This window comes from Bradyrhizobium sp. USDA 3262, from assembly GCF_054060035.1.
Window position 1 is genome coordinate 86,612 of record NZ_JBSSCT010000001.1, and the last position, 18,481, is coordinate 105,092.

Genomic DNA, 18,481 nt, shown 5'->3' on the forward strand with positions numbered 1-18,481 from the left:
CATCGTGACCACCGCCCCGCTCTTCAAACGCATCGCGCTGATCGGCTTCGGCCTGATCGGCGGCTCGATCGCGCGCGGCGCGCGCGCGCAAGGCCTGGTCGGCGAGATCGTGACCACCGCGCGCTCGGAGAAGACGCGTGCGCGCGTCGCCGAGCTCAGCATCGTCGATCGCGTCGTCGAGACCAATATCGAGGCGGTGAAGGATGCCGACCTCGTCATCCTCTGTATCCCGGTCGGCGCCTGCGGCCCGGTCGCCGCCGAGATCGCCGGGCATCTCAAGCCCGGCGCCATCATCTCCGACGTCGGCTCGGTGAAGGGCGCCGTCGTCAAGGACATGGCGCCGCATCTGCCTGACGGCGTCCACTTCGTCCCGGCGCATCCGGTGGCCGGCACCGAGCATTCGGGGCCGGATTCCGGCTTCGCCGAGCTGTTCATCAACCGCTGGTGCATCCTCACCCCGCCCGAAGGCACCGATCCGGCGGCGACCGACCGATTGCGCTCGTTCTGGGCCGCGCTCGGCGCCAAGGTCGAGATCATGACGCCCGATCATCATGACCTCGTGCTCGCGATCACCAGCCATCTGCCGCATCTGATCGCCTACACCATCGTCGGCACCGCGGACGAGCTGGCGCAGGTGACGGAATCCGAGGTCATCAAATTCTCCGCCGGCGGCTTCCGCGACTTCACCCGCATCGCGGCCTCGGACCCGACGATGTGGCGCGACGTATTCCTCGCCAACAAGGACGCCGTGCTCGAGATGCTCGGCACCTTCAACGAGGATCTGTCGAAGCTGACCCGCGCGATCCGGCGCGGCGACGGCGAAGCGCTGTTCGACCACTTCACCCGCACCCGCGCCATCCGCCGCGGCATCGTCGAGACCGGCCAGGACTCCGCCGCGCCCGACTTCGGCCGGCCGCACGCGAATCTGAAGACGTAGGCGGGGCTCGGTCCGCCCACCGGCGGACGCAGCGAGCTGGTAGCCTCCAGCAGGAAAGCCGGCGCGTCGCTGATGACAGGGAGCGATAAGATGATACTCAGTCCGGATCATCTGACGATCGCAGTGGCAGATGCCGGCCCAGCGATCGCGTTCTTCGCACTGCTCGGCTTCAAGAAGACTCACGTCGCGACCATCGACGGCGGCGTTCCCGCCCGGTACATGGGCATGCCGGCCATGAGAGCGCAGCACATCACCCTGACACTCGAAGGAGCGGATTTTGAGATCCAGCTGCTTCAGTTCGACCCGCCCCCAGGGACGGATCCGGGGGTGCATCCGACCAATCTGCGAAAGCTGGGCTTCAATCACCTCGCCTTCCGCGTCGACGACATCGAGGCGGCCACCGCGCACCTGGTGGCCAACGGTGTCACCATGCTGAGCGACGAGATGGACTACATCAGCCGGAAGCTCCGGCTGTTCGAGGGCCCGGAGGGCATCACCTTCGAGTTGGTCGAGCGGGACGCCTGAGACTACGCTGGCCAGGCCTTTTGCATTGCCCCAAGGACACCCCCCAAGGCTGCCCCGGTGTCAGCTTGTGGTCGAAAGCGCACATCCTGGCAGCGCGGAATGATGTCGGCTGTTGACCCGGGCGGACCTGACCTCCGGCTAGCCCGGGCCGCTATCTCGCCCCATTATCACGAGACCTCAGGCGCGCTATCATCCGGCCATTCTTTGGACAAGACTGAAGCGAGTGCTGGAGGCTGATCGCCCCTGACGGATAGCCGAGTCGGTACTCTTGGGTGACATTGCACGGAAAGGGATACGTCAATGAACTCCACACCCACTCCGGACCCAGTTGGATCGAACGGTAGCCTGAGCGCGCGGGCCGACGAAAGACTCGCGGAAGCCCACAGGCAGATTGCGCGCGCCGATGAAGAACTCACGCGCTTGAGTGAACAGCTCGCAAGAATGGAGCGCGATGCCGCGTCCCGCCCTTCGGTGCAGCCAAACCCGCCCTCGGTCGAACCTAGCCCTGCTTCTTCCGGGCCCAGCCCCTCTTCTTCCGGACCTGCCTCGCAATCGCGACCCGGAAGACCGATATTCCGAGCCCTCACCGCCTTGTCGGTGGCGGCATGTATCGTTGTCGCTGCCCTGGCTTTGCAGTCGTCATATGGTGGGGAAGCCAAGTTGCTTGTCGCCCGTTGGGCGCCGCAGCTCGTTTCAACTCCAGCATTGCCGCCGGATGATCCGCAGCCTCCGGCGCAGCCCGCTCCACCTGCCGTTCAGGTCGCCGCGGCAGACACCGCTCCGCCCCAAGCCACGCCGTTGCCTCAGCCCGCACCACCGCAGGACGCCGCGCCGACGGCCAACCCAGCCCTTCCCGATCAGACGCAGCTGCTGCAAACGATCGCACGCGACCTCGCGAATGTTGAGCGAAATATCGAGCAACTAAAGGCGAACCAGCAACAGATGGCCCGCGAGAACTCCAAAGCCATTGAGGAACTCAAGGCGAGCCAGGAAGAAATGAAACGGGCGCTCGCGAAGGTTTCCGAGCCGAAGGCCTCACCGCCTCCGACGCAGCCGGCTCCGGCCGTGCGCAAGCCCGAGCGGACGTCTATCCCGCCATACGCAAGGGCGCGACCTCGAATCCCAAGGGAGTGGTTCTACGACGAATGGTGACCGTCGATGCAGCCATCCTTCAGTTCCGGATCGCTTTAAGCCGGCGGCAGGCCGAGTGACTGCGCGGCCTCCATCCAGACCGGCAATTCGCGCTGATACAGCGCATTGCTGTCCTTGAAGCCGATCGCGGGCTCCAGCACGAAGGTCGCGAGCACCTCCTTCACCTTCGGATCGCTATTGGCGGCGACGCAAATCTCCGACAGCCGATCGACGATCGGCTGCGGCGTCGCCTTCGGCAGCGCCCAGCCCGAGAAGCCGCTCACGGTGAAGAACTTCGACGTCGCGCCCTGCTCGGGCAGCGTCCTGATCTCGGGGATCGCGTCGACCTTCTTCGAGTGAACTCCGAAGACGACGCCCCGGTTGCTCTGCAGCACGGTTTGCGCGGCGGTGTAGCTGCCCATCGCGACATCGAGCGTGCCTTCCGCAAGCCCGGTCCACATCGGCGCCTCGCCGCGATAATGGATCGGCTCGATGGTGAGGCCATACTGCTTGTTGAGCTCGTTGATCGTCATGTGCGGCGCGGAGCCCGCGCTGTAGGTGCCGAAATTCACCTTGCCGCTGCTGCGCGCATAGGCGACGAATTCCGCCAGTGTCTTGACGCCCAATTTCGGGCTCGCGACCAGCAGCAGCCCTGCGCCCGGGATCACGCTGACCAGCGTCAGATCCTTGTCCATGTCGTAGCCGGGGTTCTTCATCATCGCGCGGTTCATCACGTAAGTGGTCGAGATCGAGCACAGGATGGTGTGACCGTCAGGCGCGGCGCGCGCTACCTCGGCGGCGCCGATCGAGCCCGAGGCGCCCGCCTTGTTCTCGATGACGACGGTTTGCCCGACTTGCCTTGCGATGAATTCGCCGAAGGCCCGCGCCAAAAGATCAGTCTGCCCGCCGGCGGGGTAGCTGCAGATCATGCGGATTTGCCGCGAAGGCCACGCGGCTTGCGCCGAGGCTCCGCGTGACAGGAAGGGCATCGCGGCGGCCGCTGATCCGGCAGCGATGACGTGACGGCGGCTGAATTTCGCTGGCATTGAAGTCCCTCCCCGATTTTTTGGTGAGGGTATCGCATCGGCCAGTCGCAGCTACGGGACAGATTGGCGCAGCGGGGCCGCAGGTCTGCGACGGCGCTCACCGCCGCAACCGCTGATCCCGGATCGGCCCCGCCGATATCGCGGCGGCCTTCTGCGCCGGCCGCTGACGGCCGACGAGGCCGGCGGTCGCCAGCATGACGCCGCCGCCGAACCACCAGGAGCCGATCACGAACTCCCAGGCGCGCGGCGGAATTTCGTCGAACACGATGCCGTAGACCGACACCAGCGCAGCCAGCGCGGCAAGGAAGATGCCGCCCGCGCTCATCAGCTCGACGGCATCAATGCGCCCCGTGCCGCGCATCGCGGGCTTGGGAATATCGATGCCGAGATAGAAGCCGGCGGCGCCGATCACGATCGTCGTTGCGATGAAGATCAGCGTGCCGAAGACAGCGACATGGCCCTTGGCGAGCTGGGCGGCGACGAAGGTGCCGGCCATGGCACCGGCCATCGCCAGGCCGGTCCGCTGCAGCACATGCGCGGCGCGGCTGACCATCATCAATTCGCGCGCGATCACGGCCCTCTGCTTCGGTCTGGTCACGATCCTCATCTGTAGCCTCCCTTTCCAGAAGCGGCATCGGTTCTGGCCGCATCGGAATCAATGTCCACCGCGCGCGAAGCCATCCTGGTCACTACCGACTTCCCCTCATCCTGAGGAGCCCGCGCTTGCGGGCGTCTCGAAGGATGCAGGCCATGGACCGGGCCTCATGGTTCGAGACGCGCTTCGCGCTCCTCACCATGAGGGTCTTGCGACACGGAGGACTAGAACGGGTAGTAGCGGATCTGGGTCATGACGATGTGGTCGTCGGTCTTCGGCGCGCCGCCGACACCCTGGAAGGCGAAGCGCTGGGTGTAGGAATATTGCGCGCCGGCCTTGATGGTGCCGTAGGAGCCCTTGAAGATCGTGTCGTAGAAGCCCGCGGTGTACTGCCTCACCTCCGAAGTGTTGCCGTTACAGGTCGCGGCCGGCGAGTTCTCGATGTTGCAGCCGAGGTTGTTGTAGAGCGGGTTGCCGTAGCCGAACGGCACGGTGCCGACATTGGAGAAGGTCGCCTTGGTCTTTTCGAGCCCGGCATAGGCGTAGAGATCCAGCGACGGCGTCGTGTGCCAGACCGAGCCGACCAGGAAGGCCGTGATCGGCAGCGGCTGGATCGAGCCGTCCTGGCGCACGGTCGCATCCGGGAATGGCGTTGCGGTGAAGCGGCCGAGCGCACCGTAAGAGGCGGAGGCCTGCACCTCGAGCAGCTTCGGCACGATCTCGGCCGAGAGATGGCCGCCGAAGCTCACCGTGTTGACGTCGTGATTGGCGAAGTTGAAGCGATCATAGAAGTCGCGGTAGAGCGCCCACGCCTCGACATGCAGCTTGTAGGGCCCGAGCCGCGGATCCCACGCGCCCTTCACGGTGAAATCCGGAACGTGGTTGAGGCTGACATTGTTCAGGCTGTTGAAGAAGCTGCCGCCCGGACCGGTGAGATTGACCAGCAGGTTCGGATTGAGCACGCCCTGCGGGCCAACCGCCGGCGTGCCGACCAGCGGGTTGTTGCCGCCGAAAAAGGATGTCTGCGGGTTCTCCGCCGAGACCGCGAGCTTGAACTCGGGCCCGATATCCTGCCAGACCCGGACGCCCGGTTGACGCGCGCCGAGGAAGCCCGGCACCAGTTCGAAATCGATCACGCCTGGCGTATCGGCGCCTCGCGGATCGATGCCCGCCTTGCTCGGCGTGTTCAACGACCATGATTGGCCGGCGAGCACGTGCAGGCCGAGATCGCTGCGGTCGACCTCGATGCTGGCCTGCCGCAGCCGCGGATTGAACGAGTTGGTCGCGACCGAATTGGCGGTCTGCGCCGCGCCCTCGAAATCGAGCTCGCCATAGCCGGCGACGTGGATGTTCTCCGTGGCGTTGGCTTCGGCGAGCACCGAGAAGCGGGTCTGGCGCGCGGTGAAGCGCGACTCGCCGGTATTGTAGTTCTTGCTCTGCGGGAACGGGATGAAGTTGTAGACCGAGCCGGAATCGGAGGCGAGGTTGCGGCTGCGATAGATGCCGGTGAGATCGACCCAGCCACCGAAGGTGAAGGTGACGCCCTTGTAGCAGAGCTTGCCCGAAGCGCAGGGATCGAACGGCACCGGCGCCTTCGCCGTCATCTGCGCGTTCTGAATTGCGCTCTGTCTTGCGGCCAGCGCCTCCTCCTTGCGCGCCTGCGTCTCCATTTTCTGCTCGAGCTGCTTGAGCCGTGCCTTCAACGCACGCAGCTCGGACGCATCGTCCTCCGCCAATACCGGACCCGCCGACAGCAGTACGCTGCCGAGCAGAATTCCCCCGAGAATTCGCATCGCTTCCTCCACACGAGGTTGTTTCCTCAGGCGAGAGAGAGCGGTATTCGGGGAGTGATATTCGCGCCGGGGCGCATTATTCCGGTCACGTTTTTCTCATCGCGGCGGCGGGAATAGATCGCGGTGATCGACGATAGCGCGCGCGAGGGAATTGAGAGTGATGAAGTCAGATTGAATCGATCTTGCCGCAGACTCTCTGCACCTCTCCCGCTTGCGGGGGAGGTCGTATCGCATCGAAGATGCGATACGGGTGGGGGCTCTCTCCACAATATGACTCGCGGAGAGAGCCCCCACCCCGCCCTCCCCCGCAAGCGGGAGAGGGAGCAGGCCGCCTTCGCGGCCGCTATTCGACCTCATCTCATCATGCTCAAATGAGTCCGCTCAAAACAGCGGCGGAATCTGCGCGACTTTCAGCGGCCCCAGGAACACCGCGCCGTCGGCAAAGCGCAGCGGGAAGCTGCGCGCCTTCTTGCCTTCGAGCGTGGCCTCGGTGCCGAGCGAATTGATGCCGGCGGAAATGCCGGCATTGGCGTTCTGCTTGATCACCTTGCCGAGGCCGGGGATGGCGCGATCCAGCGCGCCGAAGAGATTGCTGAGGTCCTGGCTCTTCACGCCCGGTGCGACGCGATCGAGCGTCGACTGCGGCACGCCTTCCTCCAGCATCTTGTCGATGCCGAGCGCGGGGATGACGCGCTCGAGGCCGGCGACCGTCATCTGCAATTCGCCCTCGATGCGACCCTGCGCGTTGAGGCGGAGCGTGCCGGCCGCGACCGACAGCACATCGCCCTGCTCGATCCGCGACTGCTGGATCTCGACGCTGCCGCCGGCGGCCTGGATCTCGCGGAAGCGATCGGGCCAGGGTTTTGGCGAGAAATCCTTCAGGCCGTTCAACCGCGCATGGATGTCGGCGTTGAACGGCTGAGCGAGCAGCGGATGCACGTCCTGCAAGGTGCCGCCGGCAATCTGCAGCACGGTCTCGATCGCAGGACTGTCCGGCGCCGAGCCGTCGACCTGCCTGCCGTGCAACTCGATGTGATTGACCCGCGCCAGCGGCGCCGGCGCGGCACCGCCGGTGCGGTCAATGGCGAGATCGTCGAACACCAGCGAGGCGCGCTGCGGCACCGCCGGCAGCCCGACGACGCTGCTGCGTCCCTTGCTCCAGTTCACCGACAGCGTCGGCTGCGCGCCGCGTTCGGCGATCGTGGCCGGGCCCTTGAATTCGGCGATCACGAGCTTGGGATCGTAGACCTGCGCCACGACCAGGATCTCGGCGAGCCGCGCCACGAACGCCATCTGCGGCGAGGCGGTCTGCGAGACCAGCATCACGCTCGGATCGGTGCAGCGGACCTCGAACCGGAACGGGTAACCCGCCACCGAACGGTCGCCGCAATCATAGACCCGGCCAGCCTTCGCCTCCTGCGCGCGCCAGGCATCGGCCTGCACGCCGACCTGCGAGGCGGCGAAGAACCAGAAGGCACTCCACAGCACCGCGGCGATCAGGACCGCGACGGGGACGGCATAAAGGCCGAAGCGCGAGCGGCGGCGGGGGGCGGAGGTCTGATCCGACATGCAGGTCCTTTGGCGAGCGAATTTGTCAAAATCTAAGCGGCCGCGAGCCTTGAACAAGCCCCGAGCAACCCTTGAGCGAGCCTTCAGCAAGCCTTCAGCAAGCCTTGGAAACATCACGGAATCCGCTTCGCTTCGACGGCCCGTTCTGCTAGCCCATCAGCGCGATGTCAGCAAATCCTCCCCATTCCGAAACCGACGGCGACCTCTGGGTGTTCGGCTATGGCTCGCTGATGTGGAAGCCGGGCTTCGAGTTCCTGGAACAGGTGCCGGCGCGGCTGATCGGCGAGCATCGCGCGCTCTGCGTCTATTCGTTCGACCACCGCGGCACGCCGGAGAAGCCGGGCCTGGTGCTCGGGCTCGACCGCGGCGGCGCCTGCCGCGGCATCGCGTTCCGCGTTGCCGCCCGCCTGCGCCACGACACCATCGGCTATTTGCGCGGACGCGAGCAGACGACCAACGTCTATCGCGAGGTGATGCGCTCGGTGTGGCTGGAGAATGCGGCGCGCGAGCGCGTCAGCGCGCTGGCCTATGTGGTCGATCGCGGCCATGTGCAATATGCCGGGCGGCTGTCGCTCGCCGAGCAGCAGCGCCTGGTGCTGCAGGGCCATGGCCGCTCCGGCAACAACCGCGACTATGTGCTCTCGACCGTGGCCTCGATCGAGAAGCAGGGCTTTCGCGACACGCAGCTGCACCAGCTGGCGACGATGCTGCACGATGCGGGCACGCTGCATCGTGATGCGCGCGCGGCTGACAGGCTCGATCCGGGCTGAGGCGCGGAACCTCGCTCGCGCATTTTTCGCCACGGCGCGAACAACATTGTGGTCTCAATTTCCGGTCGTTGGAATGGAATGACCGGAATGCGCCTCTCATTGCCCAAGCTCGCCGCAATCGGCCTGCTGTTGCTGCTGAATTCCCCATCTTATGCAGGTCTGAGAGAGGATGGCGCGGCGTGCGACGCCAGGGATCCGCACCCCGAGCTCACGATCCCCGCCTGCACCCGCCTGATCGCGGTCAATCCCAGGGGACGCGACCTTTCGATCACCTATTACAACCGCGCGCTCGCCTGGCATAACAAGGGCGATCTGGAGAAAGCCAAGGCGGACTACGATCAGTCGATCGCGATCAATCCGTCGTTCGCGCCATCCTATGGCCAGCGGGCCAAGGTCTTCCTGCAGAACCAGGACTATGACCGCGCGCTGAGCGACTTCGATCAGGCGATCCGGCTGAAGCCTGCCGGCCCGTTCAGCGCCGGCTGGTTCAACAATCGCGCCGAGCTGTTCGTCGCCACCGGGGACTACGATCGCGCGCTGGCCGACTACGGCAGATCCATCGAGCTCGATCCGAGCTCGTGGTACGCCTATGTCAATCGCGCATTGGTCTACGATTTCCGCGGCAAGGACCGGCTCGCGGCGCTGCATTGCCAGGATGCGATCAAGGTCGCGCCGCGCGCGGGCGGCCCCTATTATTGCCGGGCGGTGGTCGAGATCAGCGCCGGCGACATCGACAATGCGTCGCGGGATATCGAACGCGCGATCGCCATCCAGGACGGGCAATCCGAGTTCTATTCGCTGCGCGGCCTGACGCTGGCCGGCAAAGGCGAGCTCGATCAGGCCATGCGCGACTACGACCGCGCCACGCAACTCAATGCGCAGGGCGCGCTGAACTACGCACGCCGAGGCCTCGCCGACGAGAAGAAGGGCGATATCGAGGGTGCGCGCGCCGACTTCCGCCATGCGCTCGACGTCATCGGCCTCGATCAACTCGACCGGACGCAGGGCCAGCGCGTCGCCAGGGAAGGCCTGCAACGGCTGGACAAGGTCGCCGCCACGGACAAGAGCGTGATTGCGGATCACGGTGCGGCGAAGCCAACCCCCGCGGTTGCCGCGGCGGTGCCGCTCGCGCCGATCGGCGCGGGTCAGAAGGCAGCAATTTCGGAGCGGCGCGTCGCCCTGGTCGTAGGCAATTCCAGATATCGCTCCGTGCCGGTGCTGCCGAACCCCGGCCAGGACGCAGCGGCGATTGCCGATACGCTGCGCGCCGTCGGCTTTCAGGATGTCCGCCTCGTCAACGATGCCACGCGGGACAGCCTGGTCGAGGCGTTGAAGTCATTCGCCAACGCGGCCGATGGCGCGGACTGGGCGGTGATCTACTATGCCGGGCACGGCATGGAGATGGCCGGCGAGAACTATCTGGTGCCGGTCGATGCGAAACTCGCCACCGACCGCGACGTGCCGTTCGAGGCGGTAGCCCTGACCCAGGTGCTGGGCGCGACCGAAGGTGCGCGCAAGCTGCATCTCGTCATTCTCGATGCCTGTCGCGACAATCCCTTCGCCAACCAGATCAAGCGCACCGTCGCGTCGCGCTCCATCGGCAGGGGACTGGCCCAGGTCGAGCCCGACAGCGGCACGCTGGTCGTCTACGCCGCCAAGCACGGCCAGGTCGCGCTCGACGGCGACGGCGGTCACAGCCCGTTCGTGACGGCCCTGATCAAGCGCATGCAGACGCCGCGGATCGAAATCCGCAAGCTGTTCGATCTCGTGCGCGACGACGTCATGGCGGCGACGGATCGCCGGCAGCAGCCCTTCAGTTATGGTTCGGTGCCGGGAAGCGAGGATTTCTACTTCGCCGGCGCGAGCCAGAATGCGGCAAAGTAACCCGCATGCGGCGCCCGCGGCCGGACGCGCCTATCTGCCCAGCAGCGCAAACGCCTCGTCGACGCAGGCCTCAAGGCTGCGATGCGCCGTGTCGACGATGAGCCGATCGCGATCCCAGGCATCATAAGCGCGGTGCGCGACGACATCCCAATCCGGCAGAGCGAGCCCCGCGATGTCGCTCGTTCTCGTCTCGACCCGCCGACGATGCTCGGCCGGATCGCTGCACACGATCTCCAGCCATTTCACGTCGGCGCCGGCCCGTTGCGCCGCCGCCTGGCAATCGTTGACGCAATCGGCGAGCACGTCGAAGCCAAGCGCAAGATTGTCGACTGCGACGGCCTGGGCCGCCCGATAGGTCCAGTCCTGCAGATCGCGCGGCGCGGCAGGCGATGTCCAGATCGCCTGATCCATCGTGTCGATCCGCAACCACATCGCACCAAGCCGCGGCGCGAGAAGCCGCGCAACGCCGGACTTGCCGGTCCCGGGCAGGCCGGCGAGAGCGATCAGTCGTGCCTTTGTCTCCCGATTCTCCCCAAGCAGACAGCAATTCAGGCTAGCGCAATTTCTTCGCCATTCCCATGTGAGATGCCAGCTCGCCACCCGATGCGCCTCCACGCCGGTATCATCGATCAGCCTTTGTAAACGGGTTGTTGCCAGATCGCGCCTTTGGCCGCGTGATGCGTGCGCATCCGGCAAATCACGGCGGCGGTATGGCGCCGCCCTGTGACATTTAGGCTTTTGCATCCCGGCGTGGACGGATAGAAGCTGATCCGCAAACAGCGCTCGCAAATTCGATGAACCTCTCCGCCCCCTTTGTCCGACGGCCGGTCGGCACCACGCTGCTGTCGCTTGGCCTCGTGGTGGCGGGCATCATTGCGTTCTTCAAGCTGCCGGTGTCGCCGCTGCCCGACGTCGACATCCCGACCATCATGGTGCAGGCGACGCTGCCCGGCGCGAGCCCGGCCGACGTCGCCTCCACGGTGGCAAGCCCGCTCGAGCGCCATCTCGGCCAGATCGCCAGCGTCACCGAAATGACCTCGGTGTCCTCGCTCGGCTCCGCCCGCATCACGCTGCAGTTCGACATCGACCGCGACATCAACGGCGCCGCACGCGACGTGCAGGCGGCGATCAACGCGGCGCGCGCCGACCTGCCGACCAACCTGCGCGCCAATCCGACCTACCGCAAGTTCAACCCGGCCTCGGCGCCGATCCTGATCTACACCTTGACCTCCGACACGCTGACGCCCGCCGAGCTCTATGACGCCGCCTCGACCGTGCTGGCGCAGAAGCTGTCGCAGGTCGAGGGCGTCGGCGAAGTCTCGGTCGGCGGCGGCTCGCTGCCGGCGGTGCGCGTCGAGCTGATCCCGCCGGCGCTTTACAAATACGGCATCGGACTCGAGGACGTCCGCGCCGCGCTCAGTAGCGCCAATGCGCACAGCCCGAAGGGCGGCATCGACGTCGGCAACCAGCGCTACCAGATCTACGCCAACGACCAGGCCCGCAAGGCGGCCGACTACAGGCCGCTGGTCGTCGCCTACCGCAACGGCGCGGCGGTGCGCCTGACCGATGTCGGCGACGTGATCGATTCCGTGGAGAATGTGCGCACGCTCGGCCTTTCCAACGGCAAGCCGGCCGTCGTGATGATCGTGTACCGGCAGCCGGGCGCCAACATCATCAAGATGGTCGACACCGTGAAAGGGCTGATGCCGCAGCTGAAGGCCTCGGTCTCGCCTGCGGTCGACATCACCCTCGCGATGGACCGCTCGAAGACGATCCGGGCCTCGCTGCACGACGTCGAGATCACGCTGTTGATCGCGGTGGCCCTGGTGATCCTGGTGGTGTTCGCTTTCCTGCGCAATGCGCGGGCGACGCTGGTCCCGGTGGTGGCGGTCGGCGTGTCGCTGATCGCGACCTTCGCCGTGATGTATCTGCTCGGCTACACGCTCGACATCTTCTCGCTGATGGCGCTGACGGTGGCGACCGGCTTCGTGGTCGACGACGCCATCGTGGTGCTGGAGAACATCACCCGCCACATGGATGCCGGTCTGTCGCGGCTCGAGGCCACGCTGGTCGGCACCCGCGAGGTCGGCTTCACGGTGCTGTCGATGAGCGTGTCGCTGATCGCGGTGTTCGTGCCGATCCTGCTAATGGGCGGTCTGGTCGGCCGCCTGTTCCGCGAATTCGCCATGACCATCACGATCGCGATCGTGATCTCGCTGGTGGTCTCGCTGACCACGACGCCGATGATGTGCGCGGTGCTGCTGCGCAAGGAGGAGGGCCAGCCGCACGGCCGGATTTACCGAATCAGCGAACGCATCTTCGAGCTGATGCTGAAAGGCTATCGGGCGACGCTCGGCCTCGCGCTGCGCCATCCGCTCCTGGTGATGCTGATCCTCGGCTCGACGCTCTATTTGAACTTCCATCTCTACAAGGTGGTGCCCAAGGGCTTCGTGCCGCAGCAGGACACCGGATTGCTGATCGGCTCGATCCAGGCCGACCAGAGCACCTCGTTCCAGCTGATGCAGCAGAAGCTGACCCAGTTCATCGATATCGTGAAGTCGGATCCGGCGGTCGACACCGCAGTGGGCTTCACCGGCGGCGGCGGCGTAGGTCCCGGCGGGACCAACACCGGCACCGTGTTCGCCTCGCTGAAGCCGATGGACGAGCGCCGGCTGCGCGCCGACAAGGTGATCGAGCGGCTGCGCGAGCCGTTGGCGAGCGTCGCGGGCGCCACCCTGTTCCTGCAATCGATCGGCGACCTCGGCGCCGGCGGGCGCTCGGGCAACGCGGCGTATCAGTACACGCTGAAGGGCTCGACCTTCGAGGAGCTGAACGAGTGGACGCCAAAGCTCGTCGCGGCATTGCAGAAGGAGCCGACGCTTGCCGACGTCAACAGCGACCAGCAGAACAAGGCGCTCCAGGCCAATCTGATCATCGATCGCGACGCCGCCTCCCGGCTCGGCATCACGGTCAGCCAGCTCGACAACACGCTCTATGACGCGTTCGGGCAGCGCCAGGTCTCGACCATCTTCGTCGCGCGCAACCAGTATCACGTGATCATGGAGGTCGCGCCGCGCTTCTCGCAGGACCCGCAGACCCTGAAGGAGGTCTATATCTCGACCTCGGGCGGCTCGGCGAGCGGCACGCAGAGCACCAACGCGGTGGCCGGCACGGTGGCCTCGTCCTCGCAAAAGAGCTCGGTCAGCGCGGTCGCCGCCAATGTGGTGCGCAACCAGGCCACCAATTCGATCGGCGCCACCGGCAAGGGCGTCGCATCGACCGGAACCGCGGTCTCCACCAGCGCGGAGACCATGATCCCGCTGTCGAGCGTCGCCCGCTTCGAGCACGGCGAGACGCCGCTCTCGGTCAACCACCAGGATCTGCTGGTCTCGAGCACCATCTCGTTCAACCTGCCGCCGGGCGTCTCGCTGAGCACGGCGACCACCACGATCGAGAACGCGATGCACGCGCTCGGCATGCCCGCGGGCATTTCCGGCGGGTTTGCGGGCTCCGCGAAAATCTTCCAGCAGGCGCTGGCGAACGAGCTGTTCCTGATCCTCGCCGCGCTGGCGACGATCTACATCTCGCTCGGCATGCTCTACGAGAGCTACATCCACCCGCTGACCATCCTCTCAACGCTGCCCTCGGCCGGCGTCGGCGCGGTGGCGGCCCTGATGCTGTCGCACACCGATTTCGACATCATCGGCATGATCGGGGTGATCCTCCTGGTCGGCATCGTGAAGAAGAACGCCATCATGATGATCGACTTCGCGCTCGATGCCGAGCGCCAGCGCGGGCTGTCGTCGCGCGATGCGATCTACGAAGCCTGCCTGATGCGGTTCCGCCCGATCATGATGACGACCCTCGCCGCCTTGTTCGGCGCGGTGCCGCTGATGATCGGCCTCGGCGAAGGCAGCGAGCTGCGCCAGCCGCTTGGCATCGCGATCTTCGGCGGGCTGATCCTGAGCCAGATCCTGACGCTCTACACGACGCCGGTGGTCTATCTCTATCTCGACCGCGCCAGGCTCTGGACCCAGCGCCGCCGCGCGGCGCGCCGCGCACGCCGGGCCGCAGCACGCGCGTCCTGACTAGGCGACGAAGGTGCCGCAATCGAGCCCACGGATCAGGCCTCGCCCACTTTCCAGGCGTGGACGACTCTTATAGGGAGGGGAATGACGAGGCTCGACAAACGGTGAGCTCTCGCGGCGCATCGCTCGTGGCTCTCGTCATCCCCGGTTAGATCAGTCTCGAGTGCTCGGCACGGGCGTGTTGAGCAACTGTTGCTCCCACAGAAACGCGATGCCGCTGCCGCCGGCATGCTGCGTGACCACCTCCGTCAGTTTGGCGGCCTGTTCGGTCCGGGCCCAGTCGCGCTGCCATTCTGCCGCCACCGCCAGCCAGGTCATCACGTTAGCGCCAGCCGCGATCATGCGCTGGATGGCGACCTCGTGCGCCTCGACCGACACGGCGCCCGACGCATCGGTGACCACCGTCACGTCCCAGCCTTCGCCGAGTGCCTGGATCGCCGGCATCGCGACACACACCTCGGTCCACAGGCCCGCGATGACAAGCTGCTTGCGGCCGGTCGCCTTGACCGCATCCACCACCTTCCGGTCCTGCCAGGTGTTGATGAACGTACGGTCGATCACCTTCTGGCCGGGAAACACATCCGTAATCTGGGGGAAGAGCAGTCCGCCTCGTTCCGCCACCACGCTCGTCAGGATCGTGGGGACATTGAAGGCCTTGGCGGCCTTCGCCAAGCCCGCCGTATTGTTGATCACCATCTGCGGGTCGTGGCTGTTCACGTTCGCAAGCTGGTAAGGCTGATGGTCGATCAGAACGAGCACCGAGTCTTCAGGGCGAAGAAGCGAAGCAAGCCCATTACGAAAGCTCATGAATACATCCTCTGTTGTGGTGAGACATGCGCCGCCTGCGGCGCCGTGCCCGGACACTTGTCATTCCCCTTTGTGATACGATAGCGCCCTATTCCGCCAAGCTGTGTCGCAAAATGGGGAACGCTGATTTGGACATCGAAGACGTGATTGCATTCGTCGAAGTTGCCGATGCTGGCGGCGTCTCGGCCGCCGCGCGCCGGCTTGGCGTTTCGAAGTCGATCGTCAGCCGGCGGCTGATCCGGCTTGAGGCGGAACTAGGCGTCCAACTTCTTGCAAGAACCACCCGTGGCGCTGCTCTCACAGAAGCCGGGAACACATTTCGAGATCATGCAGCCAGAGTCCGCGCCGAAATCGATGCGGCCAAGGAAACAATCCTGCCTGGCGGAGAACTAAGTGGCCGCTTGCGAATTGCTGTGCCGCTTTCTTTCGGACCCACCCACTTCGCCCCCATACTCGCGGAAATGGCGCGACGCTACCCGCAGCTTCACATCTATACCGCCTACAGCGATCGCTTCGTCGATCTTATTGCCGAAGGATTCGATTGCGCCATCCGGGTTGGTTATCTTCCAGACTCCAACCTGATCGCGAGACGCGTCGGACCGATCTACGGGAAGCTTGTCGCGAGCCCGGACTATATCGAGGCGCACGGTGCCCCCGAGACGCTCGACGAACTCATCGCCCATGAAGCGCTGATGCAGGGTACCGAAACCTGGCAACTCATGGATGGCGACGAAATCGTCACGGTTCATCCGCGGGGGCGCTTCAAGGCCGACAACGGCACAGCTCTCGCCGTCGCCGCGGCGGCAGGGCTCGGCGTCGCCTGGCTCCCCGATTGCGTCATCCATGACTACTTGGCATCCGGAGCGCTGGTTCCGGTGATGACACGCCATCCACCACCTTCGGCAGGTGCATACGTCGTTCGCCCGCCGGGCCAACATCCCTCACGGAAGGTACGGGCCCTCACTGAATTGTTGATCGAGCGTCTCGAAGAAAATCCCCCCTTGCGTGAGCCGCTCCTGTCCGAATGATCCATCGATCACGAAAGAGACGACGTATGCCGAGCGGGCTTGGGCCGCAGAGGACACGCGATCCGGAAACCGCTTCGCACTTTTCCGGGTCATGCTTCGCCGGTCGTTGACAGACCCGCGCCGATCTTGCCACCCTGCCGCAAGGTGGCAGACGCAAGGAACCCAGCTGTGACTCTCGCGCCTGATATCGCCGCGTCGCGCTGGTTCAACACCAGCGAACCCCTGACCCTGGCCGCGCTGCGCGGCCGGCCGGTGCTGCTGCACGCGTTCCAGATGCTGTGTCCCGGCTGCGTCGCGCACGGCACGCCGCAGACCCAGCGCGCGTTCGAGCTGTTCAAGCATTCGGACCTGCAGGTGATCGGGCTGCACACCGTATTCGAGCACCACGCGGCGATGACGGAGGTGTCGCTGGAAGCCTTCATCCACGAGTACCGGCTGACCTTCCCGATCGGCGTCGACGAGGCCGGCGAAGGCACGCCGATCCCGGTCACCATGCAGCGCTACGGCATGCAGGGAACGCCGACCAGCATCCTGATCGGCCGCGACGGCAACATCGTGCATCATGGCTTCGGACAGCAGAGCGACATGGCGCTCGGCGCGATCATCGCCGCCGAGCTTGCCGCGCCGCATGGCCGATAGCGGCCCGCCCCGGCTGCAACCCGGCTCACGCGACTGCGTTGTGACGGCGTCGCGCATTGCGTGATAGCGTTCCGCCAACCAGAACCATCGCCTTGCGGGAGGATGTCATGAAAACCTATCAGCTCTACATCAACGGCCAGTATGTCGACCCCGCCAATGGCGAATGGTTCGACAGCATCGATCCCTATCGCGGCGAGGCCTGGGCGAAGATTCCGCGCGGCACCGCCGCCGACGCCGACAAGGCGGTGAAATCAGCCAATGAGGCGATGTGGCGCGGCCCCTGGGCGAAGATGACGGCCTCCGCACGCGGCAAGGTGATGCGCAAGCTCGGCGACCTCGTCGCGGCCAATGCCGAGCGCCTCGCCGAAATCGAGGTGCGCGACAACGGCAAGCTGATGGCCGAGATGCTCGGCCAGCTGCGCTACCATCCGGAGTGGTGGTGGTATTTCGGCGGGCTCGTCGACAAGCTCGAGGGCGGCCTGGTGCCGATCGACAAGGCGGACACCTTCGCCTACACGACCCATGAGCCGGTCGGCGTGGTCGCGGCGCTGACCGCCTGGAATTCGCCGCTGCTGTTCGTGGCCTGGAAATGCGCCGCCGCGCTCGCCGCCGGCTGCGCCGTGGTCGTCAAGCCGTCGGAATTCACCTCGGCCAGCACGCTGGAATTTGCCGCGCTGACCAAGGAGGCCGGAATTCCCGACGGCATCTTCAACGTGGTGACCGGCTTCGGTCCCGAGGCGGGCTCCGCGCTGATCGCCCATCCCGGCGTCGCCAAGATCACCTTCACCGGATCGGACACGACCGGCGCAAAGGTCTACGAGACCGCGGCCAAGAGCCTGAAGCGCGTCTCGCTCGAGCTCGGCGGCAAGTCGCCCAACATCGTGTTCGAGGACGCCGACCTCACCGCCGCCGCGGCCGGCGCGATCTCCGGCATCTTCGCCGCGACGGGGCAGACCTGCATCGCCGGATCCCGCCTTCTGGTGCAGAGCTCGATCAAGGAGAAATTCGTCGCGCGGGTGCTGGAGCTGGCGAAGTCCGCCAAGATCGGCGATCCCATGCAGTCGGACACCAATGTCGGCCCGATCACGACGCCGGCGCAATACAAGAAAGTGCTCGACTATATCGACATCGCGAAAGCCGAGGGCGCGCGCTGCCTGCTCGGCGGCAAGCCGGCCTCCGGCGACGGCATCAAGGGCGGCCAGTTCGTCGAGCCGACCATCTTCACCGATGTCGACAACACCATGCGGATCGCGCGCGAGGAGGTGTTCGGGCCGGTGCTGTCGATCATCTCCTTTGACACCGAGGAGGATGCCATACGGATCGCCAACGACACGATCTACGGCCTTGCCGCCGGCATCTGGACCAAGGATCTCGCGCGCGCCATCCGCGTGCCGAAGCAACTGCGCGCCGGCACCGTGTGGGTGAACACCTACCGGGCCATCAGCTACATGATGCCGTTCGGCGGCATGAAGCACTCCGGCGTCGGCCGCGAAAGCGGCATCGACGCGGTCCGCGAATATCAGGAGACCAAGAGCGTCTGGATCTCGACCGCGACGGACGTGCCGGCGAACCCGTTCGTGATGCGGTAAGCTTTCCGCACTGACGTCGCTTGCTTCACCTCTTTCGGACGGACAGAGGTACGACGGCACCCGCGCGCCAAGCGGCCGCA

The 18,481-nt window shown here is 65.6% G+C and carries 15 protein-coding genes; 9 read left to right on the forward strand and 6 right to left on the reverse strand.

Annotated elements, in window-relative coordinates:
- The first annotated feature begins 4 nt into the window (after nt 1-4).
- The 3 genes from ACVWYP_RS00435 to ACVWYP_RS00445 all read left to right on the forward strand — a co-directional run bounded on the left by ACVWYP_RS00435 (nt 5) and on the right by ACVWYP_RS00445 (nt 2,614).
- On the forward strand, nt 5-937 hold the full coding sequence (locus ACVWYP_RS00435; protein WP_304497332.1) for a prephenate/arogenate dehydrogenase family protein: 933 nt from the start codon (nt 5-7) through the stop codon (nt 935-937).
- A gap of 90 nt (nt 938-1,027) precedes the next feature.
- Nucleotides 1,028-1,462: a VOC family protein gene (locus tag ACVWYP_RS00440; RefSeq protein WP_304497333.1), complete on the forward strand. Its 435-nt coding sequence runs from the start codon at nt 1,028-1,030 to the stop codon at nt 1,460-1,462.
- A gap of 660 nt (nt 1,463-2,122) precedes the next feature.
- Nucleotides 2,123-2,614, forward strand: coding sequence for a hypothetical protein (locus ACVWYP_RS00445; RefSeq protein ID WP_304497334.1), 492 nt, complete (start codon nt 2,123-2,125; stop codon nt 2,612-2,614).
- A gap of 35 nt (nt 2,615-2,649) precedes the next feature.
- Here ACVWYP_RS00445 and ACVWYP_RS00450 read toward each other — a convergent pair whose 3' ends face one another.
- The 4 genes from ACVWYP_RS00450 to ACVWYP_RS00465 all read right to left on the reverse strand — a co-directional run bounded on the left by ACVWYP_RS00450 (nt 2,650) and on the right by ACVWYP_RS00465 (nt 7,596).
- Nucleotides 2,650-3,639 (reverse strand): Bug family tripartite tricarboxylate transporter substrate binding protein, encoded by a 990-nt coding sequence (locus ACVWYP_RS00450; RefSeq protein ID WP_304497335.1) that lies wholly within the window; start codon nt 3,637-3,639, stop codon nt 2,650-2,652.
- A 97-nt stretch (nt 3,640-3,736) separates the two neighbouring features.
- Nucleotides 3,737-4,246 (reverse strand): hypothetical protein, encoded by a 510-nt coding sequence (locus ACVWYP_RS00455; RefSeq protein ID WP_304497336.1) that lies wholly within the window; start codon nt 4,244-4,246, stop codon nt 3,737-3,739.
- A 212-nt stretch (nt 4,247-4,458) separates the two neighbouring features.
- Entirely contained in the window at nt 4,459-6,027 is a 1,569-nt protein-coding gene (locus tag ACVWYP_RS00460) for a hypothetical protein (protein WP_304497337.1), read from the reverse strand.
- Nucleotides 6,028-6,408: 381 nt separating this feature from the next.
- Nucleotides 6,409-7,596, reverse strand: a complete 1,188-nt coding sequence (locus tag ACVWYP_RS00465) for a DUF2125 domain-containing protein (RefSeq protein WP_304497338.1) — start codon at nt 7,594-7,596, stop codon at nt 6,409-6,411.
- A 164-nt stretch (nt 7,597-7,760) separates the two neighbouring features.
- Between ACVWYP_RS00465 and ACVWYP_RS00470 the strand changes: the two genes are divergently transcribed.
- Both ACVWYP_RS00470 and ACVWYP_RS00475 read left to right on the forward strand, forming a co-directional pair.
- Nucleotides 7,761-8,366, forward strand: coding sequence for a gamma-glutamylcyclotransferase (locus tag ACVWYP_RS00470; protein ID WP_304497339.1), 606 nt, complete (start codon nt 7,761-7,763; stop codon nt 8,364-8,366).
- Nucleotides 8,367-8,453: 87 nt separating this feature from the next.
- Nucleotides 8,454-10,250: a caspase family protein gene (locus ACVWYP_RS00475; RefSeq protein ID WP_304497340.1), complete on the forward strand. Its 1,797-nt coding sequence runs from the start codon at nt 8,454-8,456 to the stop codon at nt 10,248-10,250.
- A 30-nt stretch (nt 10,251-10,280) separates the two neighbouring features.
- On the opposite strand, the gene ACVWYP_RS00480 is transcribed toward ACVWYP_RS00475, so the two are convergent.
- Nucleotides 10,281-10,946 carry an AAA family ATPase gene (locus tag ACVWYP_RS00480; protein WP_304497341.1) on the reverse strand — a complete coding sequence of 222 codons (666 nt, stop codon included), beginning with the start codon at nt 10,944-10,946 and terminating at the stop codon, nt 10,281-10,283.
- 98 nt (nt 10,947-11,044) lie between these two features.
- On the opposite strand from ACVWYP_RS00480, the gene ACVWYP_RS00485 reads away from it, so the two are divergent.
- Nucleotides 11,045-14,338 carry an efflux RND transporter permease subunit gene (locus ACVWYP_RS00485; protein ID WP_304497342.1) on the forward strand — a complete coding sequence of 1,098 codons (3,294 nt, stop codon included), beginning with the start codon at nt 11,045-11,047 and terminating at the stop codon, nt 14,336-14,338.
- Between the two features lie 153 nt (nt 14,339-14,491).
- On the opposite strand, the gene ACVWYP_RS00490 is transcribed toward ACVWYP_RS00485, so the two are convergent.
- Entirely contained in the window at nt 14,492-15,145 is a 654-nt protein-coding gene (locus tag ACVWYP_RS00490) for a hydrolase (protein WP_304497343.1), read from the reverse strand.
- Nucleotides 15,146-15,273: 128 nt separating this feature from the next.
- On the opposite strand from ACVWYP_RS00490, the gene ACVWYP_RS00495 reads away from it, so the two are divergent.
- The 3 genes from ACVWYP_RS00495 to ACVWYP_RS00505 all read left to right on the forward strand — a co-directional run bounded on the left by ACVWYP_RS00495 (nt 15,274) and on the right by ACVWYP_RS00505 (nt 18,401).
- Complete coding sequence (locus ACVWYP_RS00495) at nt 15,274-16,173, forward strand: LysR family transcriptional regulator (RefSeq protein WP_304497344.1); 900 nt, start codon at nt 15,274-15,276, stop codon at nt 16,171-16,173.
- Between the two features lie 168 nt (nt 16,174-16,341).
- Complete coding sequence (locus ACVWYP_RS00500) at nt 16,342-16,812, forward strand: peroxiredoxin family protein (RefSeq protein ID WP_028340390.1); 471 nt, start codon at nt 16,342-16,344, stop codon at nt 16,810-16,812.
- Nucleotides 16,813-16,919: 107 nt separating this feature from the next.
- The gene (locus ACVWYP_RS00505) at nt 16,920-18,401 is read left to right on the forward strand and encodes an aldehyde dehydrogenase (protein WP_028340389.1); all 1,482 of its coding nucleotides are present in this window, start codon (nt 16,920-16,922) and stop codon (nt 18,399-18,401) included.
- Nucleotides 18,402-18,481: the final 80 nt, after the last annotated feature.